Raw genomic sequence first — 26265 nt, forward strand, 5'->3', positions numbered from 1 at the left:
TGGGGACAGCCTACCCTCGACAATTTACTATTAAAGTTGACAGGGTTGCAATCTATTTATAAGATATTCTAAATTAACTATAAACTAAACGGTAGGTCGATGATGGGAGAGGACTAGGGTTATCACTCCTCAATTAGCTTTTCCAATGCAGTCTTCCATTGAAATAGATATTGACCCAGAGGACCTGTCCTCTATATTTATCTAGATTCCTCTGCTAACTGGATTTTTAGTTCTATGTTCAGTTATCGTTACTAATAGGTTACCAATTGTACTTGATGTATCAATTAGCTAACCATTACTTTTGATTTACCCAAATCGGTGCTTGCACTCCAGAGATTATCCCCATAATAGACGCATGAAAATGGCTCTGAAGAACTTTTGTTCTCAGAGCCATTCGAGTTAAAATTATTGTAATAATTGAAGTACACCTTGTGGTGTTTGGTTAGCTTGTGCCAACATAGATTGAGAAGCTTGAGTAAGGATGTTATTCTTAGTGAATTCCATCATTTCCTTCGCCATATCTACGTCACGAATACGTGATTCAGCAGCTGTTAAGTTTTCTTGAGAAGCACCAAGGTTATTGATTGTGTGCTCAAGACGGTTTTGGATTGCACCTAAATCAGAACGTTGTGAAGATACAGTTTTGATCGCTGCATCAATAGCATCTAACGCTGAATCAAATGCTTCAGCATTATATTCGCCAGCTTCATTAACGAAACTAGTAGCGTCAATTGCTTCATTTAAAGATAAACCTTCAACACTCATATCACCAATGTTAACAGTTAAAGTTTGCTCAGTGTTAGCACCGATTTGGAAAACTAAGTTAGTTTCAGCATAGTCACCATTTAACAACTTTTTACCGTTAAATTCAGTACGATTAGAGATGCCATCGATTTCTGCTAGTAAGTCTTCAATTTCTTTTTGAATTGCTTCAAGCTCGTCATCGCCTTGAGTACCAACGTTACCAGCTTGTACAACAAGCTCACGCATACGTTGAAGGATCGCATGAGTTTCAGTTAATGCACCTTCAGCAGTTTGGATTAAAGAAATACCATCAAGTGAGTTCTTTTGAGCCATTTCAAGACCGCGGATTTGACCACGCATTTTTTCAGAGATCGCAAGACCTGCTGCGTCATCTCCAGCACGGTTGATACGAAGACCTGAAGATAATTTTTCTAAAGAGCTTTGTACTGCATTCGTGTTACCAGTTAGTTGGCGGTGTGTGTTTAACGCCGCAATGTTGTGATTAATTCTCACGTTAAATTCCTCCTTGAATTGTGTTTAATGTATGCCACATCCTTGTGGCTGGCCAAAGTGAAAGCGGCCGTCTTTCACCTTGCTATGTGCTTACACCCCTATTATCGGATCAAAGCAAAGAATGTTAAATATTTTTTTGATTTTTTTTCAGAAAATCTAGGACATCTATCTCATTGATAATGGCCTGGTTATTCTCTTTTTGGATCTCTAGGTAGATTTCCTTTCGGTAAATATCGACCTCTTTCGGTGCCGATATACCTAGTTTGATTTGATCGCCATCAATGCTGACAACTTTCACTTCAATCTCTTCACCAATTTGAATCGACTGGTTAAGCTTACGTGTAAGAACAAGCATGCTAAACCCCCTGTTCCATGACAGGTTTTAATGGGGCTCGAGTTAAATAACGGCTATCATTCGTTACATACTGCTTAGCCAGCTTTTTGTCTTGATTGATGATAATCGGAGCTTGTAAGTTTATTGTACTTTTTTCAAATTGCTCATTTAAGGTTAAGATACTTAACACCATGACTTGCTCCTCTGAGCTTATAGCTAGTTGCTCCAATATGGTATCATCCAGCTCAATTTCGTAATCCTGATAAAAATGATAGGGGTTCGTGACGATAAAGGCAATATCCTCCTGTTTGATCGATTGCAAAACTTGAAAAATTGGGTTATTAGGCAAGTCGATCAAGATAAATTCTTTTTCATCTTGAAAGCCTGGTAGCCCATTTGAAAAGGTGATCGTATTATTTTGATCGACCATGATTTCACCAAAGTACTTTGTTTGAATCTGCATAGTTCTCCCCTTTTCTAAATTTTCATTTCAAATTGAAAGTTCCGAAAAAATAAATCCTCAAAATCAATCAATAAATCATTTTCCTGTCTAATCCCTGTTTCAACCCGACCTGGTACATAGGTAACTCGAGGTTTATTAGGCGTATTTTGAATGAGTGGTTGATTAACCTGAACACGGATATCAACTTTGGCAGGTTGATAGTCTGTTTTCACTGCGAAAACAGATGGAATCCAGCCAATGTTTATCTGTTTTTGTGGTCTATATGCATTTTGAACGGCTTGGGTAATAAGTGGTTGTCCACCGTTTTCAATTTTCATTTGCTCCATTCCTTCGTTCGTGCGACGCGCAATAGCTTCAAGCACTTTTTGATAGCCTCTTTGGGCAGCATCAGCATGAAGCTGCTTAGCGCTTCTTAACCCAATATCATGCCATGCTTGCGATTGGTCAATCGTAAGCTTAGAAGGCGTTGTCTGAATTGACATTTCAGCCTGGGGCTGATGAATTTCTTGAGTAGCCTTCGGCTGTTCAATGTACTGGCGTGCATTATGGGTTTGAAGAGAAATAAGCGCTTGTTGTGATTCAAGCCGAATCTGTGGAAGACGCATATTCTCACTCCTATTCTGTTCGTTTTATTCAAATAGCTTTGATCGATACTCGTTTTCAATAAAGTGAAACTTCGTTCAGTGGGGTTTCGACGCATAGGATGTGCTCGTGCAGACGTTGCGACACAACGTCGCGAACTTAGTCAGCTTCCTCTCTTTCCCCACTGAACGTTAGTTGAATTAATCGGGCCGTTACTGGCTGTTGAATCTCCCACTTAGACTTGGGACGAGTAATCGCTGCCCCAGCCAGTTGCACTGCGATAAAATGCAACTTTAATTACCTATTTAATCGTAATCGAGCTAGAAGAGAAAGCTCAAGAACAGCTGCAGTTGGATATGAATAGTAAAATGACAACCCATCCATTGAAAATGGTGGTTAAATAACCACTAGAAGTAAAAAAGCTCGGCAGGTTTGGCCAAGCTTTTCTATCTAAGGAAATCTAATAAAGAGGGCTGAAGCACACGGGCACCAGCACTTAATGTCGCACGGTGGATAACTTCCTGCATCGTTAAATTCATAATCACTTCTTCAGCGTCTACGTCTTCATTATCTGACATCATTGACTTCGCACTAATGACCTGGTTGGCAAGCCGATTTTCGATTAAATCAACACGGTTCATGCGTGCACCGATGTTCGCTCTTGCCTTGAGTGCTTGATCATTATGTCCTTGCATTATATCTATGAACCCTGATAAGTCCTCGTCAGCAATTGTTTCATCCTCTAATGCTGTTAGGAAGTCTTGAAGATCATAAAAGAGTTCCTCGCTAAAGACTTCTGTTGGATTTAAGTTTACCTGAACCTTTGTTCCAAGATCAAGGACAAACTCATTTTCATTTTCCGATACCACAAAGGTTCCATCTTCATTACGAAGAAATGGTAGGACTCGGTTACCATCTTCGTCAAATTCACCACTTGTATCTGTACCGTTAAAGATATATTTGTCATTAACCCGTGTATTAGCAACATCCAGTAGTTGGTTAATTAATTGATCCACCTCTTTTGCAATATTGCCTCGATCGTCACCATCATATGTTCCATTGCTTGCTTGAATGGCTAGATCATTTAAGCGGTGCAAAATATTATTGGTTTCGTCTAGAGCTGCATCGGTATTATCGAGCCAATTATGAGCTTCACTTAAATTACGCTCATATTGCTCAATATTTGATAATTGCGAACGATAGCCCATGCCCTTCATCGCGATAAAAGGATCATCAGAGGGGCGGGTAATTTTTTTTCCACTCGAAAACTGGTTCATATATTTATTTAAGTTGCCATAACTACGGCTAATATTACTTAACATATTGTTTGAAATCATACTTTGAGAAACACGCATTTGTCACACCCCTATCTTCCGACTAAGCCCATATTATTAATGATCCGATCAAGCATTTCATCTACAGCTGTCATACTACGTGCTGCAGCATTGTAGGCATGTTGAAATTTAATTAAGTTACTCATTTCTTCATCTAATGATACTGAGCTGACTGACATTCGATTTTCCTCAACCTGCTGGCGAAGAACAGCTGTATTGTTTGTCATCCGATTAACTTCCTGTGTTTTGACACCTAAATTTCCAATTAATGCTTGATAGAAGCTTTTCACCGATGTCCGAGCACCTAAGCCAACATCTTGATTACTATATACTTCGGATAGGTTGATCGCATTTGTTCCATCACCACTATCACCATTTAAGCTAGCAGCAATTAAATCAGGGTCATCCAAAATAGCTTGGTTGACACGTATTGTTCCAAGTGGATCCTCGTCATCAAATTCAAAGAATGCTAAGCCTTGATCACCATTAAGATCAATTCCTTCTTGATGAACCTCATTAAACTTCTCCACGAATGCCCGAAGCATCGTTTCTAGGTCCTCACGTATTTCATTGAAATATCCAGTAACCTCACCATTTTCATCGATGTAACCAAGCATCTCCATATTCGCTTTAATCGCCCCACGACTATCAAAGTTAGCCGCTTCTATCTCAACAGTCTCACCTAATTCTTCATTAGTAAAGGTAAAAGATTCGATATTTTGATCATCATCATAGCTGATTTCAACCTGACTAAATGAACGCGATGCACCATCAACTAGTGTGACCTCTTGACCGACATTTTTTAATTTAACGGTTGCAATTCCCTCTGCGATGGGGCTTGGCATCCCACTGCTTCTCTCATAAGTAACTTCGATATCGACGAGCTCAGATAGACTATCCAGAAGCCGATCACGTTCATCATACAAGTCATTAGGTACGAGACCATGCGGTTCGATACCAGCAATTTCGACATTGATTGCATTTAGTTGGCTAAGGATCGAATTCAAGCTCGCTGCTGATACATCAATTTGACTGCTTAAATCATCGCGTACTTCCTGTAGAGATGTATCAATATACTGATAAGTATCTGCAATAGCTTGTGCGCGCTGTGCTACAATTTCTCGAGTACCTGAATGATCGGCATTACCAATTAGATCTTGAAGACTGTTATAAAAATCTTCAAAAACAAATGCCAAGTTTACTTCTGTTGGCTCATTCAATAGATCTTCCAGTTGCTTTAAGGCTCGACCTTGTGTGAAATAATAATTGTGTTTACTATTTTCAGTCCGATATTGGACATCTAGAAATTGTTCCCTAATTCGTTGGATTGAACCTGCTTGAACACCACTTCCAACATTTCCGCTGACACCACCAGGTTCACGGCTTGACGTTAACGAGCTAATTTGTTCAAAATTGACTCGTTGTCTTGTATAACCAATTGTATTCGCATTTGAAATGTTATGTGAGGTTGTATACAAAGCGAGTTGTTGTGCATTTAGCGCACGTTTTGAAACCTCTAATCCATGAAACGTAGAGACCATTTGTTTCCCTCCTAGGCTTGTGAGTTAAAAATAGATCGTTTATTTTTAGGATCATCCTGATTGTTCTGAGATCCATAATTCAAATTATTTAATGATGGTGTTAATAAATCTAAATTCATTCTAATAAATTGAAGTGATTGGGTGGTAAGCTCTTGATTCAAGGCTTCTTGTGCTTTTAATTCAACTAATATTTCGGCTAATTTGGTAGCTGCTAGCTCAAGCTGATCACGTTCATTTGTGGCATCTAGTCGCTCCAGAATAAAGGTTACTGTTGCTTCACTAGGTTGATACCCTTCGCTATGTGCCCATTCTTCCGCTGCTTTGATCCGTTCTGCTTCAACTGTCTGCACGGCTTGCACATGCTTTTGCTCAATCTTGAGTAGCTTTTGAAGCTCAGTTACGTCACCTTTTTTCAACCGCTCGGTTTTCTCCTTAGATACGTGCAATAAACGCTTATGTAGTTCACCTAATTGGTCTAATGACGTAATGATCGCTGTTATTGACATGCAATAACGTCCTCCTTTTTGACAAAACCCATCCTAATCGTCTAGCAAAATTAGCAGGGTAATAAATTGTCATTATTAAAGTAAACGGATGATCGGCCTGAGTTAAAAGATGAAGGTTATAGCTTCATCTCTATAACCCCAAACCTTTCTTTATGCTTCTATTGAAAAATCACTGCCAAAAACGCAGAATTTTTTGCGCAACCTTTTCAGGATCGACCTTATATTGACCTGTCTCAACCTGTGACTTGATCGCATTGACAAGAGGCTCTCTACTTTCATGAACATTCTGGCTCTCTTGCATTTTTTTTGCTTGGTCTGAAATTTGCAATTGATCGGCTTTAGCAAGATATTTAATGCCTGATTGCGCTTGCTTTTGCAATTGCTTGTGATATGGATTCATATGCGATTGATTCGATCCATGTATTTTCAAGACCATTCACCTACCTTCTCATTCACCATTGCATTGTTATTTCTTTTATCGACCAGTTGGAAAAAATGTTTAATTTTTTTTCTTTACCTTATCAACAGCAAAATAAGTGCGGACTTTTTCCGTTTTTTCTTTAGCACGTTTATCTGCTATCGCCTCCAACTCTATTTCCTTAGCTAAATCCTGTGAAATCTCAGATGAACAACTTGAGCAAAGCTTACCTTCGTCGATCATTGTTCCACATTTTTCACACGGATAAGCTAAATTAGGGAACTGGGTTGTGCGTAATCTTTTTTCCTTGACAAATTTAATGATAAGTTGCTCCTCAACACCAGTTGCCTTAACGATCTCTGGAATCGTTGCCTGACGATTGGATCTCTTCTTTAAAAATTCATAAACAATCTGGTACTGCTGCTCTTCTTCTTTATAGCACTCAGGACAAATTGACCGCGTTGTTTTGACAAATAACTTATCACAGTTCAAACAATTATCTAATTCAGCCATAAGAACCCACCTTTTTTCGTCTTTATTTGCCTTAAGTATAGCATATTATTCTTTTTCTGATCACAGGGTTTTTCATTAAAAGCCAAAATTGAAACCGCTTAAAAATATAACTAGTCGATTCACCTTTCACCTTGATCAGGCTGACTACGAAACTGGCAAACACTTAATCATCCAACGATAGGAGTCTATCGAGCTAATGTAAAACTGTATACCTTCTGATGACCTGCTGCTCTTAAACGTTGGGCAGCATGATGAATCGTTGTTCCTGTAGTATATATATCGTCAATTAAAACAATTGGTTGAGCAAAATCAACATCCTCTTGACTACCTTGATATAAAAATGGGTTCCGCATCGCTAACCGATGTTTGCGTGTTTTCTTGGATTGTTTTTCTCCTTCTAAACGTTTAAGTAACGGGACCGTTGTCCTTGGTAATAAAGAAGCTAGTGCCTCCGCTTGATTAAAGGATCTATGGGCTAAACGTTTTTCACTTAAAGGAATAGGTACAAGCCAAGTGTGCTTGGGTAACTCGGAAAAGTACTGATTAAAGCGAGCTTGAAATGAATGAACGAACAAGGCATAAAGCTGATAATCACCGCGAAATTTCCAACGTGCTATCACTTCTTTTAAAAAGGTATTGTAACGAAAAACAGAACGGTTGTAGCAAAGGAGTTGAGAAGGCCGCCAGCGCTTACAATCTAAACATGAAATATGATCATCCCTACCACAGTAGTCACAGGTAGGTAGATGAATCGGCGCTAATAATTGCGCACAGTTAGGGCAAATCGGGTCAAGCTTAGGAAGAATAGTCTGCCATGATAGTCCATGCTCAATAAGTTGATGACAGAATAAGCAATACACAGTGATCACTCTTTTCCAATCTTAGCTTTCTTGTTCATCTTCTTAATGGAACGAATGGCCTCTCGTATCGCTATCGTTTGACCATCGTGAAAAAATAGAACCTCACCTGTCGGATCAACCTTGCTTCTTCCTGCTCGACCAGCGATTTGAACAAGGGCAGCTTGATCAAAAACGGGGTGTCCAGCATCTAAAACAACGACATCTATGGCAGGAAAGGTAACGCCTCGCTCTAAGATGGTTGTCGTTAATAACACATCTAGCTGTTTTGCTCTGAACAAATCAACTTTAGTGATCCGTTCAGGGTCTTTGGCATGAACAGCTTCGATCCGTGCTTGAGGATAACGTGATTGAATAAGTGGTAAGAGACATTGAGTTCGATTAATTGTAGCTATAAATACAAGGACTTGTCTTTTAATTGGACGTTGCTCATACCATTTCCAGAAAACCTTAGGCCATGTCACATCTGGACATTTAAGCAATAAAACAGACTTTGGAACAGGTAACGGGAATTGATGATAACGTTCTGGAACAAACACAGTGGGGGTTTTCGACTGATTAATCATATCTTGCCGAGGAGTTGCTGTTAAGTATAAAGTTGTCGCCCCTGGTTTAATTGCTTTTTTGGTTGCATAAGGTAGACTCGGATCAGCGTGATAAGGAAACGCATCCATTTCATCAATAATCATTAAATCAAAAGCGTTATCATAACGAAGAAGTTGATGGGTTGTTGATAGAGTTAATTGGGCTGTTTTTTGATTAGCACCACTCCCACCATAGAGCCCTACTATAGATGTTGTCGGAAAGGCTGATTGGAAACGGGGGAGCAATTCTCTGACAACATCGGCGCGTGGAGTAGCCAAACAAACGCGTTTGTTCATATTTAATACTTGAGCAACACCAGCAAAGACAATTTCTGTTTTACCAGATCCACAGACAGCATGGATCAGTAGTTCATTGACCCCGTTAGCAATCGCATGACAAACCCGATCCGATGCTTGGGATTGAGTCTTTGTTAACTCTCCCTTCCAGGCGAATCGCTTGTCAGTAGCTGACCAATCAGGATCTGGTCCTACCCAATAGTATAGTGGGCTGCAGCTCATAACACGCCCCATCTGTATACATTTGCGGCAATAAAGATGAGCGGTTTGGCAATTCGAACAAGAAATTACCCCGAAAAGATGACGTGCTTTATTCCCACAGCGTTGACACTGGTGAGTAAAGTAACGCTTGATCAAAGCTGGTTTTAATTTGAAATAGCCCCGCTTGATTAGAGCTTGTAATTGATAATCTGGCAATTCAATTTCATCACGTAAAAGTAGCCTCCCTGCATATCGTTTAGCATACTCTCTCACTTTTAAATCTCCCTCCCTTTCAGGGTTACCTTTATCCTATCATAAGCAGCTATGCATGGCTTTTAGCTAATTTTTAAAAAGGAGGAGCATATTTCAAACTTCTTTACAATTAAACGAGATAGTTAGAACAAAAAATAAAAAAACTGAACACAAAAATCTAGTTCAAATTTTTGTGTTCAGTATGATCTGTTTCAAGGTTTGTACCAGCCTAGACCAATCGATCCTTCACCTAAATGTGTGCCAATCACAGCTCCAAAGTAGCTAATGCTAAGCTCTAAATTAGGATAAAGGCTTTCAAGCTCTGTTGCAAAGGATTGAGCTAACTCAGGACAATTAGCATGAATAACCACTGCTTTAATAGGTTGACCCGCCTTTGCATCCTCATCTAAAAGTTCAATTAACCTTTTCAATGCTTTTTTTTGAGTCCGTATCTTCTCAAATGGAACAATTTTTGTATCAACAAAATGTAAGATAGGCTTGACTTGGAGCATACTACCGACTATTGCCTGAGCTCCACTTAATCGTCCACCTCTATGCAAATGGGTAAGGTCATCAACGACAAAGTAAGCGCGCATCGATTGCTTTATTTCATTCAAACGTGCAATAATTTCTTCTGGTGTAGCACCTGACTTAGCCATCTTAGCTGCTTCCAAAACATAAAAACCTTGTGCCATACAACTTATTTCCGAATCAAAAACATGGACATCAATTTGATCAACCATTGTACCAGCTGTCTGCATAGAAAGGTATGTCCCACTAATCCCACTTGATAAATGGATGGCCACCACAGCATCATAATCTTGAGCCAATTTCTTTAACTTTTCTGTCATATAACCGATCGATGGCTGAGAGGTTTTTGGGAAAGACTTAGTCTCACGAACGAGTGGATAAAATTGATCTGCTGATAATTCTAGCTCTTCTTGATAGGAGTTTTCTCCAATTGTTACACTTAAAGGGACAATTTCAATTTGGTAGTCTTGCCTAAGCTCTTCTGGAAGATAGGCGGTGCTATCTGTTAATATTGCTACTTTCATATTTATTATCGAACCTTTCTATTATTACAATATTTATAAAAAGAGTATAAGGACATTTGCACCCAAGAATGGATACATCATGTTTATTTTACCTAATTCTATATCAAAAGCATAGCATTATCTCTAAGCAAACGAAAAAACTCTGTCTTGTACCTTAGGTTTCTAGTAAACTCAGGACGAATCGTTACATGTAGTATGAATTACTTTATTATAAGATAATAACATTAACATTTAAAAGGCTAACACGATCACAACCAAAAAACAATCTAGTTAATCATAACTAGATTGTCTTCCCATCTATAATACTTCTACCCAACCGTTTCTAATCGCCATGACAACGGCTTGAGTCCGATCATTCACATTCATTTTTTGTAGAATATTACTAACATGATTTTTAACCGTTTTTTCACTGATAAAAAGTGTTTCTGATATACCGCGGTTACTTTTACCATCAGCAAGTAATTGTAATACTTCACACTCTCTTCTTGTTAATAAATGGAGCGGCTTACGATATTCGACATCTTCAAGACCACCTGTTTCTGCCTTACTTAGACGTTGAAATTCCTTTACAAGATTATGAGTAACCTTCGGATGTAAGTAGGCACCACCATCACCTACAATTTTTATTGCATCAATTAACGCTTCAGAATCCATTTCTTTTAATAGATAGCCTTGTGCGCCTGATTTTAGTGCATGTGTTACATAATTTTCGTCATCATGAATAGATAGAATAATAATTTTAACATCAGGGTATCTACTAAAAAGCTTTTTGGTGGCTTGTACACCATTAATATGTGGCATATTAATATCCATTAATACAACGTCTGGTTTATGCTTTTCGACCAGCGCAAGGGCTTCTTCGCCATCATTTCCCTCAGCGACAACCTCAAAGCTGTCTTCAAAATCTAGTATCCGTTTAACACCTTCACGGAATAACACATGATCATCAATTAATACAATTTTCTTCATGATTCCTTTTCCCTCCATTTACACTAAATCTATTACGCCCCTGTGCATCTAAATTAGTCTATCTGTATCATCGGCTTTTTGTCTAACTTGTGAAGTATTAGACGAAAATTAAGTTATGTTGCATAAAAATTGTAAAAGCGCTACCCTTGCCAATACTTTTTTTTGACAATATTAGATATTACATATTATACATTGAATGAATTGTAAACACATTATAAAATTGTTAACTTAAATAAAATTTAAACAATTTGTACTAATTATTTAATGGAATTTTAATAAAAACAGTGGTACCTTTCCCAATAGTTGAATTAATTTTCAAATCGCCTTCCAGCATTTCCACCCGTTCCCTCATACCGATTAGGCCAAATGACTCATCCTTCGTTTTATTAATATCAAATCCAACCCCATCATCTCGTATACTAACGGTGACATGTTGAGTATTAATATTTATATTAACTTGAATCGTTTTCGGCACAGCATGTTTGATTGCGTTTTGAACAGATTCTTGAATTAGGCGAAATAAAGCCACCTCGTATTTTGATGCTAATCGCTCGAATTTACCTTCCTCATTAAAAATGATCGCGATTTTATTATAATCTTCCATATTAGCAAGGTACTTTCTAATCGTTGGAACTAGACCAAGATCGTCGAGAGCCATTGGGCGTAAATCATAGATAATTCGGCGAACCTCAGATAGTGAAGAACGCACCATCGCTCGCATACTTTTCATTTCATCTAATGCTTCCTCGAAGCTTCGTTCCCGAAAAGTGCGGTCAACAATGTCTGCCCTTAACAAAATATTTGCGAGCATTTGAGCAGGACCATCATGTATCTCTCTTGAAATGCGACGCCGCTCCTCTTCCTGCGCTTCTATTATCTTTAACCCAAAAGTCTGTTTCTGATTGGCATCTTCAATTAAATCACTTACCTGTTGAAAGTCATCTGTTAAATAGTTAAGAATAACGCTAACTTTGCTGACTAATCCGGTTGCTCGCTCAATCATTTTTTCAAGTGACTTTAGTCTCCGCTCAATATAATCACGTCTTTGTCGCAAAGATGCCTCTCGTTCTCGATTCATTTTTAACTCAGTTTGAAGCGCATGAGTTTTTTCATATACCTCACGAATTTCTTCTTCAGTATAGATATTGAAATTTTCGCTAACCTTAGCTAATCGATTTCGAGAAAGTCGTTCTTTTTTTTCTAATTGATCTGTGGCACTAATTAAAGTCGTTACATCATACCGAATTTCCTCTAGCTGCTCTGATAGTGTCTTATATTCAACGCGTGATTCTTCTGTTATTTGGTAGATTTCATCTTTACTATGCTCAACGACTTCCACCATTTCTTTAATAATGAGATCTAAGCTCTTATCGTTTATTCGCTCCATACTTTTTAACTCCTACTCCGCTTATCTCTATTATATACATGATAGCATACTTAGTAAGGCTGTACTAATCTTATTCTTTCCAACTAGAGACAATAGTTCATCGATTCATGTTGTTTTTCCCTCTAAAAAATTCGATATGATTAAAATTTTGATCAAAAGCTATCTAATTCATGGCGACTCGCTTTATTTCTAGATTAATCTTTAACTTCCTCGTCTTGAAACCTTTCTTTCTAAAAAATCTCTCTTAAATGTCTCGATCGGATAGGTAGTCATCTATGAGATAGATTTAATAGTTGCTTGTATCAACGCCAACGCTTTCTCTAATCTCTATTTAAAAAAATCAATAAATGTAAATACCCTTTATCTTGGACCATTAAACATAAAGTGAAACTTCGTTCAATAGGAGGGGCGACGCATAGGATGTGCTCGTGCAGACGTTGTGACACAACGTCGCGAACTTTGTCAGCTTCCTCTCTCCCCACTGAACGTTAGTTGAACGAATCAGGCCGTTACTGGCTGTTGGATCTCCCATCTAGACATGACGTGTTCCCTATTTCCTGAAGTGGGAGTCTTACAAAAGCCCTTCGATGGGGATAGTAATCGCAGCACCAGCCAGTACACTGCGATAAAAATTACCCAGACATTTATTGTCTGGGTAATAGATTTAACACGTTATCAATATGATTTAGCTCAAATGCTTAATACAACGTTTTGATAATGATTGGCCTATCGATATCGCATCTCTATAAGCGTAAAAGGCTTGTCTGATCTGACTATGATCTCCTCTATCCTTTGACTGATCCTGCGGCAATTCCTTCTACAATCCGATTGCTAAGGAAAATAAATGCAATAAGAATAGGAATGATACTAATCATTAATGTGGCACCAATTGCCCCCCAATCTGTTAAATACTGACCAATAAAATTTTGAATTCCAACTGTTAACGTTTTATATCGATCAGAACTAATAAAGGTGTTAACGAAGACAAATTCATTCCAATTAAAAATCATGTTGATGATAACCGTTGTCGACAAGATCGGTGTGGTCATTGGCAATGTAATCTGAAAGAAAATACGATGAATTGAACAACCATCCATAATGGCTGCTTCTTCAATTTCGCGTGGTAAGGTGTTGTAAAAACCAACTAAAATCATAATGGTCAAGGGTAGATTATAGGCCGTATAGGCTAAAATAATTGAAATTGGATTATCAATTAAGTCTAGCCTTAAAAAGAATTGAAATAATGGTACTAATGTGGAATGGATCGGAATCATATAGCCTATCATAAAAAGCATAAGTACCAATTTGTTCAGTTTCCAATTCATTCTTGTTATAGCAAAGGTTACAAAGCTTGCTAACAAAACGGTTAAAAGAACTGCTGTTACTGTAATAAACACACTATTTAAGAAATATTGATTAATATTACCTTCTGTCCAGACACGCAGATAATTGTCCCAACGCCACTCCTCTGGTAACGCAAAAGGCGACCGACCAAAAATCTCGGCATTACCTTTTAATGAAAAGAAGAATAGCCAAATTAGCGGATAAATTTGGAATAAGGCGATTAGACCAAGAAAAAGATAGAGTAATATAAAGCCTAGTCTCCGTATTCCATTCCGATCATGCTGTTTTTGTTTAGTTCCTATCACTGTTGCCATTGAGGATCCCCCTTTTTAATATTGAAGCTCATCTTTTGAGGCTGTTAGTTTTTGGATTAGCCAAGTCGTCAGTAACGCTAGAACTAATAAGGCAAAACCAATGGCACTTCCATATCCGAAATTATAACGTCCAAATGCTTCTTTATACATATATGAAGCAATAACTTCACTTGCTCCGTTAGGCCCCCCACCTGTCATGACATAGATAAGGTCGAAATACTTTAATGAGCCAACAATCGCTAGTATAATGGTTACTTTTATCACTCCAGTAATTAGGGGGATTTTTATCTTATAGGCAATTTGAAACGGTGTAGCTCCATCTATCCTTGCTGCCTCAATTAGAGAATAAGGAATGCCCTTCAAAGCAGCGCTATAAATAATAATATAGAACCCTGCATACTGCCATATTATCGCAATGAAAATAGCAATTAAAACCGTACTTCTATCGGCTAACCAAGCAGGGGGATTTTCAACACCGAGAAAAGTCAAGAGACTATTGAGCATCCCATTATTAGGATCGTATATTTTAATCCATAGTTGGGCTATCGCCACAGATGATAAAAGCATGGGAATTAAGTATATTTTCCGCAGTAGTTCTGAACCTTTTAATCTTGCAGATAAGATTAATGAGATAGCCAAGTATGCAATTAAACTTAAAGTTGAAAATAGTGCTAATAAAAAAGAATGACGTGCACTTAACCAAAAGGTCGAATCTTGTAACAAGCGTGAATAATTATCAAGACCGATAAAGGTCATTTCACCAATACCGTCCCATGACATCAATCCATAATAGCCTGTAAGAACAATAGGGATATAAACAAGCCCTCCAAGTAATAATAAAGATGGCAAAACATATAAAGCAATGACCCATTTATTAGACATAACTTTATTCAAATCGATCGCTCCCTTCACACATACCCTGAATAGTTGGCACAGATCTTAAGCCAACCTAATCGAGCATTTTAAACGATTAGTATCACTAAGCTAAGAATTTAGTTATTTACTTAATGTGAAAAAGGGGTATATAATCTCGTCACTTATATACCCCAGAATCGGTTTAAGTTTATTCTTCACTCTCGAGTGCTTCTTCATGTCGTGCGGCAAAATCTTCAGGCGTTACTTCTCCACCAAAAATCGCTTGAATTTGATTCAAATGTACATCCGCTGCACTTGCACTCATTTGTACATCGGCATATAAAGTTAAATTGGTCGCTTCATTTAGATCATTTAAAATATCAATATACATTTGCGGTAAATCAATTCCATCTGTATCAACTACTGTTGCCGGGATAACACCAGCATTTATCACAGACATCTCACCCCAGCGCTCCACAAAGTAAGAGACAAAAGCTTTCGCCTCTTCTTTTACATCTGAATCCTCTGCAACAAAGAGGCCAACACCAGGTCCTCCAACATAGCTATCGATATCACCTGCTCCACCTTCAACAGTTGGAAATTTGAAATAGCCAACAGAATCTCGAAACTCCTGAGGATTGTCTTCATTTGTGGTCCATTCCGGTAAATCCCATGTCGCCATCAAGTACATAGCCGCTTGCTCATTAATAAAATAACCTTTTGCTTCATCGTTACCTATTCCATTAAAGCCATTAATAAAAGCCCCCATCTCGACAAGTTCTTGGATCTCGGTAGCTGCCTGAATAAGTGCAGGATCTTCAAAGCTGCCATCCCGGTTAATCGCATCTGTCAATACGCTAGGTCCTCCAATTCGATCGGCTAGGTACATATACCACATAGAACCCGTCCACGCATCTCTATTCCCTAAGGTAATAGGAGTAACGCCATGGTCAACGAGCGTTTGAACAACAGCCTTAAAGTCATCCCACGTTTCTGGTACCTCTAATTGATATTGATCAAAAATGGCTTTGTTATAATAAACAGGGGTGATATTTAACTCCAGTGGTAAACTATAAACGACATCATCAACCGTATAGGCATCAGTCGTACCTGGAATAAAATCATCCGTAACTAAATCATTTAGATTAGCAAACATATTTCCACTGACATACGGATCTAAAAAACCGCCTCCCCATGTCATGCCGACATCAGGTAACTCATTGGAAGCACCGATAACACTCAGTTTTTCTTTATATTGTTCATTACCCAATATCTCCATTTCCACGGTAACACCAGGATGATCATTCTCGAATTCATCAACAATCTCTTGAACGATCATATGGTGCTGGCGTGAACTCCCTTCTGGCCATAAATGCATAAAATTAATCACTTTCTCATCTTGTGAAACGCTTTCATTTTCAACATCGTTACTCGTCTGATTCGTATTTTCATCCTCACGCCCACAAGCCGCAAAAACAACCATTAAACCTAATAACATGATTAAAAAAAAGGATTTCTTTCCTAACATCTTCTTACCCCCTAATTTATCGTGGATTGGACTTACACCGTAAGTTTATCACGGGAGTTACGCCCTAGTAAGGTCATGATCTTTAGTGAAAAGTCCACTATTTTTAGAATGCGCTTTCATTCTCTTTCCTAAATGCATTAGGGGTCATGTTTTCTTGCTCTTTAAACAGTTTGTTAAAGTATTTTGGTGTTTGATAACCAACTTTTTCAGCAATTTCAGAAATATTAAGATCAGATGTCAATAAAAGCTGCTTAGCATGCTGAATCCGCACTCGTGATATATATTCTGTGAAAGAGATGCTTAATTCTTCTCTAAATAATGTACTTAGATAACTGGGGTTTAAATGGACATGGGCTGCGACTTTCTTTAATGACAAATCTTCACTATAATGGTCGTCAATATATGTCATTGCCTGCTTAATCGAACGCGAAAAAGATTCATCAACCTTAATATCGATAAGCTTTTGATCTACAATCTGCCTAATCATACCTGCTTTGGCTTGCTCCTCTTGTTTGCTAAGTGCTTCTTCTACAGCTTCGATTAATTTTGTCTTACCAATTGGCTTAAGCAAGTAATTAATGACACCAAGCCTTAACGCTTCTTGAGCATACTCAAACTCAGAATAGGCTGAAATGACAATCACCATTGGCTGTAAATGTTGCTGCCGTAAAGCTTCAAGTAGCTTTAATCCCGACATTTCTGGCATCCGAATATCGGTAATCAACAAGTGTATTCGTTCATTTTTCAAAAATTGCATGGTTGCATGAGCATTATCAAGACATGTTATTTCTGCCTTCCCCTCTGCCCACTGCTCCAATGTTCGCTTTAGACCCTCACGTGCTCTTGGCTCATCATCAACAATTAGTATCTTCTTCGTCATCATTGATCTCATCCTTTATTATTGGAATGGTAAACGTTACTTCTGTTCCAGTCCCTACCTCACTTTTTATCTTTATACCGTTTGTTTGATCTGGATTAAAATATAGCTGTAACCTGCGTGCAACATTAGCTAATGCAATCCCACGACCTTTTGTTGGCGCATTCGTTTCGTTACGAATGTTGTGATAAATCGTCTTCAATGTTTCCTCAGACATCCCAACGCCATTATCTTTAATCGATATAAAAGCTAAGTTCGATTCTTCAATTTGCCGAATGGTAATATGGACTCGTCCACGATCTGCTTGATTGCCAATTCCATGTAAGATGGCATTCTCTACAAGTGGCTGAATTAATAATTTGGGTAAATGAATAGTGAGCAATTCGGGATCTACTTCTGTTATACAAGTCAATCTGTCGCCAAAGCGGATTTTCATAATCATAATATAATGTTGAATATGATTTAACTCCTCCTTTAATTTAACCCACTCTTCATCTTTAGAGCTGGTAATCGTATAACGAAATAAGTCTGACATTGCTAAAACCATACTAGAAAGCTCTGTCTCACCCTTCTCATCTAATGACCAATAAAGGGAATCAAGTGTATTAAAAAGAAAGTGTGGATTTATTTGTGCCTGTAATGCTTTTAATTCGGTCCTACTTTTAATTAACTCTTTCTCATATACCATTTGGATCAAGTAATTGGTCTGCTCTGCTAACTGATTATACGTGTTGTTTAATTCATTAATTTCATAAGAAGCTACACTCGGTGGAGTTAATGTCAAAATCCCCTCACTTGCCTGGCGCATCGTTTCGGTCAAATTATGAATCGGTCTGGTAATGTAGGTTGATAGAAAATAAGAAAAGATAAAAAAGATAATAAAGCCAACGAATCCTGCAATTAAAATCGCTGTCCTAAGCAATGGGAGACCCTCTGTTAAACGATTCATTGGTGTGAGCATTATGACTGTCCAACCCGTAGCTTTCGAGCTTTCTTTAATTTGGATGTATTCTTGCTCTTCCATTACACGAGCAAGGTCTTCAGCATGCCAATGCATATCCGGTTTTGGCTCAGGATAATTGGAGGAAATAATCTGATCATATTGGTCGGTAACAATTGTGATCGGATCATGCTCATGTCCTTGCGTATGAGTCTGGAAATAATTTCTATTCACTCGAATCAATAGATAACCGCCATTGGTGAAATTTTGATCCATTAAACTGACTCGCCGCATTAGTAAGAAATAATCAGGGTTAAGCTGGTCTTCGCCAATCCATATTAATTGCCCTCTAGCTGCTTCTGCCTTCTCAACCCATTCTCGATCAAGCTGCTCCTCTAGTCCTGGGCCATCTAACGGAATAATCTTTTCATATTGTGTGTTAAATAATTCTGTCATATAGATACCATCTGCGTTTGCCTGTAATCGGCTCGTAATGGTGATTAACTCTTGTTTATCACTAAAACTAGCCGGAATACCCCGCCATTCATCATACATAACAGCCTGTAACGTATCATTAGTCATCACTTGTTTTGTAATCAAATTCAACTGCTCAAAAAGTGAATCATAACGTCCAATTGCCTCAATAGCAGTTTGTTGTATTTGTTCCTCAGCATTTCTTTTTAATAGGTTAGCAACCTGATTAAAAATTAAAGAACTGACCACAACAAGAACAATCAATAAAACAAATAAGTAGACAGCTAGAATTTGATTCCTAAGCGTATTCCATTTCTCCAAAAAACGCATGCCTTCCCCCCTATTCATTACTACCTAACCAGTCTTAGGGATTATCTTTTTTCGCACGACATTTACAAGGCTATCTGATGTCATCATCTTATCAATTTCAATTGCCTTTGTCTATTCAATATACTAAGATTAATTACCATGACTTTACCTTCTCATCGACTTTCTTTTATAATAGCTATGTTGAATCCATTCACTAAATCGTTTCCCGACTATTTCCTTGTTTTTTAAACACTTAATATCTATTAAAATAGTCGCTTGCTCACTGCTTCTGGAAATTTAGAAAATTTTTGAACATACGATTAGATATACTAAAGGGGGAATGATGATGCTTAAAAGCTATTTCACTGTTAAAGCGCAAGGACATGCGGAAATTGAAATACAAAAGTCACGCTTTATCGGTCATGTTAAGAGAGTAGAGTCGGAGGAAGAGGCTCAAGCATTTATCCAAGAAATAAAAAAAGAGCATGATCAAGCTACCCATAATTGTTCAGCCTATATGATAGGGGAACATGATCAAATCCAAAGAGCTAATGATGATGGCGAGCCGTCTGGAACAGCTGGCGTCCCCATCCTAGAAGTATTAAAGAAGAAAGGTTTAAAGGATACCTGTATTGTTGTCACCCGTTATTTTGGTGGTATAAAACTCGGAGCAGGTGGTTTAATTCGGGCATATTCAAATGCAACATCTGAAGTACTCAAACAAACTGGCCTCGTTGAGCGAAAGCTGATGAAGGAAGTCACCATTACAGTTGACTACGGTTTACTCGGAAAGGTCGAAAACGAATTAAGGCAAGCTCACTATCTGATAAACACAATTGATTATCTTGAGCACGTGCATTTCCAGGTACAAATTGAAGTCGATCGCCTCGACCCATTCAAAAGCTGGATTACCGATCTAACTCATGCTCAAGTAAACATAACGATTAATGGTGAAAGCTATCTAGAGCTCCCCGTTGATTCACAATAGCCAGTATATACTAAGGTATAATTTGAAGGTGGTTTAATAAAGTAAAACTTCGTTCAGTTTGGGGTTTCAACGCATAGGATGTGCTCGTGCAGACGTTGCGACACAACGTCGCAAACTTAGTTAGCTTCCTCTCTCCCCGCTGAACGTTAGTTGAACCAATCGGACCGTTACTGGCTATTGGATCTCCCACTTTAAATGACGTGTTTCCTTATTTCTTGAAGTGGAAGTCTTACAAAAGCCCTTCGATGGGGCAAGTAATCGCAGCCCCAGCCATTTACACTACGATAAAAGTGGCGACTTCTGCTGAATAAAGTTAAATAAATAAGCCCTATAGCAACAAAACCCCGAAGCTATCAAGGATAGTAGCATCGACAAGTACTTGTAGTTTTTTATCTAAAGTAATATCTTTAAACAATTAGTGTTAAACTTGTCATGGAGGTGTTAAAGATGAGAAAAGAGAAAGAAAAACCTGAAAGAAAACGGGAACGCTTTAGAAGTGAAGAGTTGAAAAGACAATCAAGTAGTATACATGGTTCTAATTTATCTGATTTGGTGGGAAGTATGAGTTGGAAATCAATGGGTCTATTGGTGCTAATCATAATAGTTTTTTTTGTTGTTTTAAAGCTAATGCTTTAGAAATATATTTTTAAAATCAGGAATTTTCACAATATTTATAATCTCTTTCTCTGTTCGGTAATGTTAATCTATTAACAAATACCATATAATAGAAAAGTGACATTCTTAATGGTGTTAGCTATTTCTGGTATATCTTTTGCTATATCTAAATCACCAACTTCAAATTCTTTTTCATACACTACAGGTTGGGGTCTCAAAAACCGTTCTAGGAGCATATGGCGCACAAGCTTGGTCTAGTGCGACTCTTAAAACAGATGGGATGGGAGGTTCTCACTTTATTGAAGAGGAAATTCCTTCCCTTAAAGACCTTTTTAATTTACTCTGGCTACTATAGACTCACAGAAACAAAGATGCTTCTGAGAAGTACAAGACAATTAATATCTGGCACATTTATTGTTAGCTAAACTCCTCTTTACCTCTACAGCTTTTCTCGGCTGATCTTTAAGCTACTATACCTACTTGCTGGACTCTTTGGCAGTCTTATAATAATATCGTACCTAATATGAGACATTATTTAAAAGTAAGCTTCCGATTTCAAAAATAGCAGCCATATCAACATTTGTTGCATCAGCAACCTTCGATCCAGTAAATTACTTCTTGTTTTCTCTCTAATCAGATAGATTGGTGTACTCTAAATCACAAATAACCCACATGAATACGAGTGAAAACGTACTAGCTATAAAAGATAATTTCAAAGCACCCAAGAACCACTCTTCTCTAGCTATGTCGCCTGATAAAAAAGTACTTGAGAAATAGCTGGATAATTATGAAGCTAAAACCCGAAAACAGACCATAGCTCCCTATAAATCTTGGTATGATACAATATAAATGAAGCTGAATCCGATCACCACAAGGGGTTAGATTACATGAATTAATCGAATCATCTACTTATGGTACACCTGCTAAAGCGAATGAGAATACATCTGGGATACTTAAATGGGCACATTGTTAATGGAAAAATTGATGATAAAAAACTAAAGTATCTACCACAGAAACATGAAGATGTGAAAAAATTAGTTTTGGAAGAAAATGATTTCCTTTTTAATCGTACAAATAGTTATGAGTTAGTTGGAAAGACTGCTATATTAGAAGCAAAATATGCTAATAATGTAACATTTGCATCCTATTTTATTAGAGTACGGCTATTTGATAAGGAGTTCTAGCTTCATATATTTGTGAACACATCAATAACTATATAGGAAGGATTTTATTATTATCAATGGTAACTCAACAAGTTGGTCAAGCTAATATAAATTCACAAAAATTAGCGTCATTACCGGTCCCGCTTCCGCCAAAAGAAGAAATAAATAAACTATCTATTCACCTAAACCCGCTAAAAAAATTTGGATAAAAAAATATTATTATACTAAATATCGAACAATCTATTGCTAGATTAAAACAATCCATCCTAAACAAAGCCCCTCCGAGGTGAACTTGGAACAAATGATCCAACAGAAGAGAGTGCACTAGAACTCTTAAAAGAAGTTCTTAAAGAAAAATGGTATAATATTAGAGACCAAAAGTCATGTGAAAAAAATATAAAACATAACTATAACAAGAACCAATAACCAGAACTTTTTTTGCTTGTTTAAAACTAATATAGTGATAAGGAGACTCTCCTTGTGACTTAATCAGCCTATCTCGTATTCGATATTTTCGAATAATACTTCTAACAATGTAAGGGGGAGAAATATGAAAAAAATCGCACTACTTTTCATTTTAGTTGGACTTGTTTTTCTCTCAATCGGAGGATATCGGTATTTTAAGCTGCAAGCCTCTGAAAAACAAGCCTTTGCCGAAGCAAATGCCTTATTAAACAACCGAGATAACACTGGTCAAGAATACGATATCCGTTTGTTTGATCCCAGTCATGGTGAAACGGTCGGTTTACTTGAAATAGAAAAAATTAACGCTTCCCTACCTATTGTAGAAGGCACCGATCCGGATGACTTAGAACGCGGGGTCGGGCATCATTCTGCAACTGCCTATCCCGGTCAGGATGATCAAATTCTCTTGTCGGGTCATCGTGACACTGTTTTTACCCGTCTTGGTGAAGTGGAGGTTGGGGATATCCTTACCGTTAAACTTCCGTACGGCGATTTTCATTACGAAATGGTTGGAGCAAAAATTGTTGACGCAGATGATCGAACCATTATACAATCGACTGCACCCGATGAAGAGCTAGTGATATCAACTTGTTATCCATTTGGCTATATCGGAAATGCACCAGAACGCTATATCTTGTACGCTAAACCTGTGAATGTTTCAGATTAAAAGGAGGAATTATGAAACAGTTAAGTAAAATCATAACGATTATTCTGCTCTTTCTATTAGCCGCTTGTTCTAAAGAGGAAGCGATTCTTCCAGAAGATCGCTTTGAGGAATACATCGATTTGTGGATCGAACAGGATTTCTCATCAATGTATCAGTATTTATCAGACCAAGCATTGGCCGAATACGATACCGAAGCCTTTATTGAACGATATCAAAAAATTTATGACGATTTAGCTATCACAGACCTAACAATTGATTATTCTATTCCAGAAACCGAGGAGGATCAAGATCCGCCCACCGTCTTCCCAGTTACTGTTACTCAGCAATCGATTGCAGGTGAAATCAGCTTTGAGAGTGAGATCACCATGGTGGAAAAGCTAGATGAAGATGAAAAGAGTGATTGGAAAGTTGATTGGCATCCTGGTTTAATCTTTCCAGAGCTAAAAGAAGGCGGTTCGATCGCTATTGTAAAAACAGAAACAAGTCGTGGAGAGATTTTTGATCAGTATGGGAATGGACTTGCGATCAATGGAACAGCTTACGAAATTGGAGTTGATCCCGGTCAATTTACCGAACAACGCGATCAAGAAATCAAAGCGATTGCCGACATACTCGGAATCAGCGTCTCCTCAATCGAATCAGCTCTTGATCAAGGCTGGGTAACCGATGGTGTATTTGTACCATTGAAAATTATCTCTCCTCATGAAGGAGAGATCATTGATGAGATCATGGCCATACCTGCCGTACTAAGCCGAGAAACAACTGGGCGCGTCTATCCTTATGGAGAAGCTATGGCTCATTTAATCGGGTATACTGGTAACATAACCGCGGAAGAGCTAGAAAAAGCCGAACCAGGTGAATACAGTGAACAAGACCAGATTGGAAAACGAGGACTTGAACAATTATTTGAGCAACGCCTACGTGGTGAACCTGGGATTCGAATCGTTGTTGAACATGATGGACAACGTACCGGCATTGCTGAAAGATCGCCTCAACCAGGTGAAGATATCGGCTTAACTATTGATGCCAATATTCAAACAGCATTGTACGAGAGTTTTGATGGTGCTGCAGGTACTGCCGCTGCCATTGATCCAAAAACAGGTGAAACACTGGCGCTCGTATCAAGCCCATCATTTGACCCACATTTGTTCACTTATGGTATAAGTCAAAAGCAGTATGACCAGCTTAATGAAGCACCCGATCAACCCATGTTAAATCGCTTTGCTGCCACTTATTCTCCAGGCTCATCGTTTAAACCAATTACAAGCATGATTGGTTTAAATAATGGTTCAATTAAACAAGACGAAGCTATCGAAATTGAGGGACTCACTTGGACTAAAGACGGTTGGGGGAACTTCCGTGTTCGAAGGGTTTCTGAGTCGAACGGTCCTGTCGACTTACGTGATGCTTTAATTCGTTCTGATAATATCTTCTTTGCACAAAAAGCATTGGCGATCGGAGAAGATGCCTTTGTTGCTGGACTTGAAGATTTAGGATTTGGTGAAGATGGCTTACCTTACACATATCCGATTCGATCGAGTACGATCTCAAATGATGGGGGATTTAACCGAGAAGCTTTACTAGCCGATTCTGGCTATGGCCAGGGAGAAATATTGATGAGTAGCTTGCATCTTGCTGCTGCTTATTCGGCTATTCTAAATGATGGGGCTATGATTCAACCCATTCTTGAAGCAAGTGAAGAAACAAGCCAAATCTTCCAAGATCAGATCATTTCCGCTGATCAGGCGAGTTACTTACGTGATGCACTTCGACAAGTGGTCGCTAGTCCCAATGGAACGGGTCAACAAGCCAATATTGACCAAGTTGATTTATCAGGAAAAACTGGAACAGCTGAATTGAAGCAAACATTAGATGAGGAAAGCGGTACTGAAAATGGTTGGTTTGTCGCTTATCCTGATAACCAGGAATTGATTATCGCCATGATGGTTGAAAATGTTCAAGAACATGGTGGAAGTGGCTATACAACGAAAAAACTTGCTAGCTTTTTTGCAGAAATGTATCAAAATTAACGGATGCAATTTGAATGAGGTCTAGTGGTATCAAGGCTTTGTTCTTAAAAAGAATATCGTTTTTTGCATTAAATTGGCTGGGATTGAGTTCTAGAGAATTGGACTTAATCCAGCCAATTTTAATTGATCAAACTCGCCTTGGTTTGCGACCAGATGTTATCGAGCGAAGCTCGATAACTTTCCTCTGAAAGTCTGTGACATCCGCTGGAGGCTTTAACTTTATTCAGCCGGGGGTTGAACCCCTACTGAATAGAAAACAAATAAGGATTCACCTTACCACTTTTAGAAGTAGGAGGCTTCTGTTGAGTGAAGTTAAACGTCTTAAAATGTAAGTAAGTAGATTGAGACAGCATCGATTATTCACACGAAAAATTCATCTATTACATTAGTTTCGGTAATAACTTTGTCTCCGCATGCATATCTGATTGACATAATGGACAGCTTGGCTTCTTTTTAAAGGAATAAGCAGCTCGCATCCACCCCTGACAGTCATCATTGGTACAGGTCCAAATTCTTGTTTCTTCTTCTTCAACAGGTTCCCGTCTATTATTATAGTATGCCATTTTAACTAGCCCCCTTTTTGGGATATATTACTATTATACGCTTGTTCAGTGACGAATACAAACGACCCTTATTTCAAGCCGAGGTGATTATTACCTGATTTTTTAAAAACAGGGGCTAAAATAGGTCTTTGGTCCGATGGATTTTACTCAAAAATATTTTATAATGAAAACGGTTACAATTTTGGAATATATATCTCTCCTACTGACTTGAATAACTCGTATTCATGCTCTCAGCAGAGATAGCGTATTTTTTCAAATTAGATTGTCCCCCTTATTGGCATCCAATTTTTATATTGGATGTATTTTTTTGTATACAAAATAGGCTACATAAAAATATATCGTATTGACGTCCCATTAACTAAAGTGAAACTTCGTTTAGTGGGGGGGTTTCGACGGATGTGCTAGTGCAGGCGTTGCAACACGACGTCGCAAACTTAGTCAGCTTCCTCTCTCCCCACTGAACGTTAGTTGAACCAATCGGGCGTTACTGGCTGTTGGAACTCCCACTCAGACATGACGTATTCCCTTATTTCTCGAAGTAGGAGGCTTACAAAAGCCCTTCGATGGGGCGAGTAATCGCAGC

24 protein-coding genes are annotated in these 26265 nt (G+C 38.2%); 4 read left to right on the plus strand and 20 right to left on the minus strand.

The features are described from left to right. Positions 1-405: 405 nt before the first annotated feature. From hag to ASE01S_RS13140, 19 genes are all read right to left on the minus strand, one after another. Positions 406-1257 carry a flagellin Hag gene (gene hag / locus ASE01S_RS13050; RefSeq protein WP_067843216.1) on the minus strand — a complete coding sequence of 284 codons (852 nt, stop codon included), beginning with the start codon at positions 1255-1257 and terminating at the stop codon, positions 406-408. A gap of 124 nt (positions 1258-1381) precedes the next feature. Then, a complete protein-coding gene (gene csrA / locus ASE01S_RS13055; RefSeq protein ID WP_067843219.1) occupies positions 1382-1612 on the minus strand; it encodes a carbon storage regulator CsrA in 231 nt (76 codons plus the stop codon). A 1-nt stretch (position 1613) separates the two neighbouring features. Beyond that, complete coding sequence (gene fliW, locus ASE01S_RS13060) at positions 1614-2054, minus strand: flagellar assembly protein FliW (RefSeq protein WP_067843222.1); 441 nt, start codon at positions 2052-2054, stop codon at positions 1614-1616. A 14-nt stretch (positions 2055-2068) separates the two neighbouring features. Further along, positions 2069-2659: a DUF6470 family protein gene (locus ASE01S_RS13065; protein ID WP_067843226.1), complete on the minus strand. Its 591-nt coding sequence runs from the start codon at positions 2657-2659 to the stop codon at positions 2069-2071. A gap of 423 nt (positions 2660-3082) precedes the next feature. Then, positions 3083-3991, minus strand: a complete 909-nt coding sequence (gene flgL, locus ASE01S_RS13070) for a flagellar hook-associated protein FlgL (RefSeq protein WP_067843229.1) — start codon at positions 3989-3991, stop codon at positions 3083-3085. A gap of 11 nt (positions 3992-4002) precedes the next feature. Further along, positions 4003-5511 (minus strand): flagellar hook-associated protein FlgK, encoded by a 1509-nt coding sequence (gene flgK, locus ASE01S_RS13075; RefSeq protein ID WP_067843231.1) that lies wholly within the window; start codon positions 5509-5511, stop codon positions 4003-4005. Between the two features lie 11 nt (positions 5512-5522). Further along, positions 5523-6017, minus strand: coding sequence for a flagellar protein FlgN (locus ASE01S_RS13080; RefSeq protein ID WP_067843235.1), 495 nt, complete (start codon positions 6015-6017; stop codon positions 5523-5525). Positions 6018-6186: 169 nt separating this feature from the next. Continuing rightward, positions 6187-6453 (minus strand): flagellar biosynthesis anti-sigma factor FlgM, encoded by a 267-nt coding sequence (gene flgM, locus ASE01S_RS13085; RefSeq protein WP_067843238.1) that lies wholly within the window; start codon positions 6451-6453, stop codon positions 6187-6189. Between the two features lie 63 nt (positions 6454-6516). Then, positions 6517-6948, minus strand: a complete 432-nt coding sequence (locus tag ASE01S_RS13090) for a TIGR03826 family flagellar region protein (RefSeq protein WP_067843241.1) — start codon at positions 6946-6948, stop codon at positions 6517-6519. A gap of 185 nt (positions 6949-7133) precedes the next feature. Next, positions 7134-7808, minus strand: coding sequence for a ComF family protein (locus ASE01S_RS13095; RefSeq protein ID WP_245630383.1), 675 nt, complete (start codon positions 7806-7808; stop codon positions 7134-7136). 5 nt (positions 7809-7813) lie between these two features. Continuing rightward, positions 7814-9160 carry an ATP-dependent helicase ComFA gene (locus ASE01S_RS13100; RefSeq protein ID WP_067843244.1) on the minus strand — a complete coding sequence of 449 codons (1347 nt, stop codon included), beginning with the start codon at positions 9158-9160 and terminating at the stop codon, positions 7814-7816. Positions 9161-9351: 191 nt separating this feature from the next. Continuing rightward, positions 9352-10194 (minus strand): DegV family protein, encoded by an 843-nt coding sequence (gene fakB / locus ASE01S_RS13105; protein WP_067843247.1) that lies wholly within the window; start codon positions 10192-10194, stop codon positions 9352-9354. Positions 10195-10491: 297 nt separating this feature from the next. Next, on the minus strand, positions 10492-11166 hold the full coding sequence (locus ASE01S_RS13110; protein ID WP_157065222.1) for a response regulator: 675 nt from the start codon (positions 11164-11166) through the stop codon (positions 10492-10494). Positions 11167-11416: 250 nt separating this feature from the next. After that, positions 11417-12550 (minus strand): sensor histidine kinase, encoded by a 1134-nt coding sequence (locus ASE01S_RS13115; RefSeq protein ID WP_067843253.1) that lies wholly within the window; start codon positions 12548-12550, stop codon positions 11417-11419. Between the two features lie 785 nt (positions 12551-13335). Further along, positions 13336-14208 carry a carbohydrate ABC transporter permease gene (locus ASE01S_RS13120; protein WP_174520239.1) on the minus strand — a complete coding sequence of 291 codons (873 nt, stop codon included), beginning with the start codon at positions 14206-14208 and terminating at the stop codon, positions 13336-13338. Between the two features lie 15 nt (positions 14209-14223). Beyond that, on the minus strand, positions 14224-15102 hold the full coding sequence (locus tag ASE01S_RS13125) for a carbohydrate ABC transporter permease (RefSeq protein ID WP_067843256.1): 879 nt from the start codon (positions 15100-15102) through the stop codon (positions 14224-14226). A gap of 169 nt (positions 15103-15271) precedes the next feature. After that, complete coding sequence (locus ASE01S_RS13130; protein WP_067843259.1) at positions 15272-16591, minus strand: extracellular solute-binding protein; 1320 nt, start codon at positions 16589-16591, stop codon at positions 15272-15274. 103 nt (positions 16592-16694) lie between these two features. Beyond that, the gene (locus tag ASE01S_RS13135) at positions 16695-17474 is read right to left on the minus strand and encodes a response regulator transcription factor (RefSeq protein WP_067843261.1); all 780 of its coding nucleotides are present in this window, start codon (positions 17472-17474) and stop codon (positions 16695-16697) included. Then, a complete protein-coding gene (locus ASE01S_RS13140; protein WP_067843264.1) occupies positions 17446-19212 on the minus strand; it encodes a sensor histidine kinase in 1767 nt (588 codons plus the stop codon). The genes ASE01S_RS13135 and ASE01S_RS13140 overlap by 29 nt, the downstream gene beginning before the upstream one ends. Positions 19213-19537: 325 nt before the next feature. Here ASE01S_RS13140 and ASE01S_RS13145 point away from each other — a divergent pair, with 325 nt between their 5' ends. The 4 genes from ASE01S_RS13145 to ASE01S_RS13170 all read left to right on the plus strand — a co-directional run bounded on the left by ASE01S_RS13145 (position 19538) and on the right by ASE01S_RS13170 (position 25119). Further along, positions 19538-20179: a YigZ family protein gene (locus tag ASE01S_RS13145; protein ID WP_067843267.1), complete on the plus strand. Its 642-nt coding sequence runs from the start codon at positions 19538-19540 to the stop codon at positions 20177-20179. A 447-nt stretch (positions 20180-20626) separates the two neighbouring features. Continuing rightward, positions 20627-20815 carry a DUF6366 family protein gene (locus ASE01S_RS13150; RefSeq protein WP_067843270.1) on the plus strand — a complete coding sequence of 63 codons (189 nt, stop codon included), beginning with the start codon at positions 20627-20629 and terminating at the stop codon, positions 20813-20815. A 1692-nt stretch (positions 20816-22507) separates the two neighbouring features. Beyond that, on the plus strand, positions 22508-23089 hold the full coding sequence (gene srtD, locus ASE01S_RS13165) for a class D sortase, LPxTATN-specific (RefSeq protein ID WP_067843278.1): 582 nt from the start codon (positions 22508-22510) through the stop codon (positions 23087-23089). 11 nt (positions 23090-23100) lie between these two features. Continuing rightward, positions 23101-25119 carry a penicillin-binding transpeptidase domain-containing protein gene (locus ASE01S_RS13170; RefSeq protein ID WP_067843281.1) on the plus strand — a complete coding sequence of 673 codons (2019 nt, stop codon included), beginning with the start codon at positions 23101-23103 and terminating at the stop codon, positions 25117-25119. A gap of 380 nt (positions 25120-25499) precedes the next feature. On the opposite strand, the gene ASE01S_RS13175 is transcribed toward ASE01S_RS13170, so the two are convergent. After that, positions 25500-25682, minus strand: coding sequence for a cold-shock protein (locus ASE01S_RS13175; RefSeq protein ID WP_067843284.1), 183 nt, complete (start codon positions 25680-25682; stop codon positions 25500-25502). Positions 25683-26265: the final 583 nt, after the last annotated feature.

The sequence above is a fragment of the Amphibacillus sediminis NBRC 103570 genome, assembly GCF_001552275.1.
GTDB classification, from domain to species: Bacteria; Bacillota; Bacilli; order Bacillales; family Amphibacillaceae; genus Amphibacillus_B; species Amphibacillus_B sediminis.

Bases quoted from the DNA above. Each gene is read 5' to 3' on its own strand.
- csrA (WP_067843219.1), bottom strand. From the start codon at position 1,612: ATGCTTGTTCTTACACGTAAGCTTAACCAGTCGATTCAAATTGGTGAA.
- fliW (WP_067843222.1), bottom strand. From the start codon at position 2,054: ATGCAGATTCAAACAAAGTACTTTGGTGAAATCATGGTCGATCAAAAT.
- ASE01S_RS13065 (WP_067843226.1), bottom strand. From the start codon at position 2,659: ATGCGTCTTCCACAGATTCGGCTTGAATCACAACAAGCGCTTATTTCT.
- flgL (WP_067843229.1), bottom strand. From the start codon at position 3,991: ATGCGTGTTTCTCAAAGTATGATTTCAAACAATATGTTAAGTAATATT.
- flgK (WP_067843231.1), bottom strand. From the start codon at position 5,511: ATGGTCTCTACGTTTCATGGATTAGAGGTTTCAAAACGTGCGCTAAAT.
- ASE01S_RS13080 (WP_067843235.1), bottom strand. From the start codon at position 6,017: ATGTCAATAACAGCGATCATTACGTCATTAGACCAATTAGGTGAACTA.
- flgM (WP_067843238.1), bottom strand. From the start codon at position 6,453: ATGGTCTTGAAAATACATGGATCGAATCAATCGCATATGAATCCATAT.
- ASE01S_RS13090 (WP_067843241.1), bottom strand. From the start codon at position 6,948: ATGGCTGAATTAGATAATTGTTTGAACTGTGATAAGTTATTTGTCAAA.
- fakB (WP_067843247.1), bottom strand. From the start codon at position 10,194: ATGAAAGTAGCAATATTAACAGATAGCACCGCCTATCTTCCAGAAGAG.
- ASE01S_RS13115 (WP_067843253.1), bottom strand. From the start codon at position 12,550: ATGGAGCGAATAAACGATAAGAGCTTAGATCTCATTATTAAAGAAATG.
- ASE01S_RS13120 (WP_174520239.1), bottom strand. From the start codon at position 14,208: ATGGCAACAGTGATAGGAACTAAACAAAAACAGCATGATCGGAATGGA.
- ASE01S_RS13130 (WP_067843259.1), bottom strand. From the start codon at position 16,591: ATGTTAGGAAAGAAATCCTTTTTTTTAATCATGTTATTAGGTTTAATG.
- ASE01S_RS13135 (WP_067843261.1), bottom strand. From the start codon at position 17,474: ATGATGACGAAGAAGATACTAATTGTTGATGATGAGCCAAGAGCACGT.
- ASE01S_RS13140 (WP_067843264.1), bottom strand. From the start codon at position 19,212: ATGCGTTTTTTGGAGAAATGGAATACGCTTAGGAATCAAATTCTAGCT.
- ASE01S_RS13145 (WP_067843267.1), top strand. From the start codon at position 19,538: ATGCTTAAAAGCTATTTCACTGTTAAAGCGCAAGGACATGCGGAAATT.
- ASE01S_RS13150 (WP_067843270.1), top strand. From the start codon at position 20,627: ATGAGAAAAGAGAAAGAAAAACCTGAAAGAAAACGGGAACGCTTTAGA.
- srtD (WP_067843278.1), top strand. From the start codon at position 22,508: ATGAAAAAAATCGCACTACTTTTCATTTTAGTTGGACTTGTTTTTCTC.
- ASE01S_RS13170 (WP_067843281.1), top strand. From the start codon at position 23,101: ATGAAACAGTTAAGTAAAATCATAACGATTATTCTGCTCTTTCTATTA.
- ASE01S_RS13175 (WP_067843284.1), bottom strand. From the start codon at position 25,682: ATGGCATACTATAATAATAGACGGGAACCTGTTGAAGAAGAAGAAACA.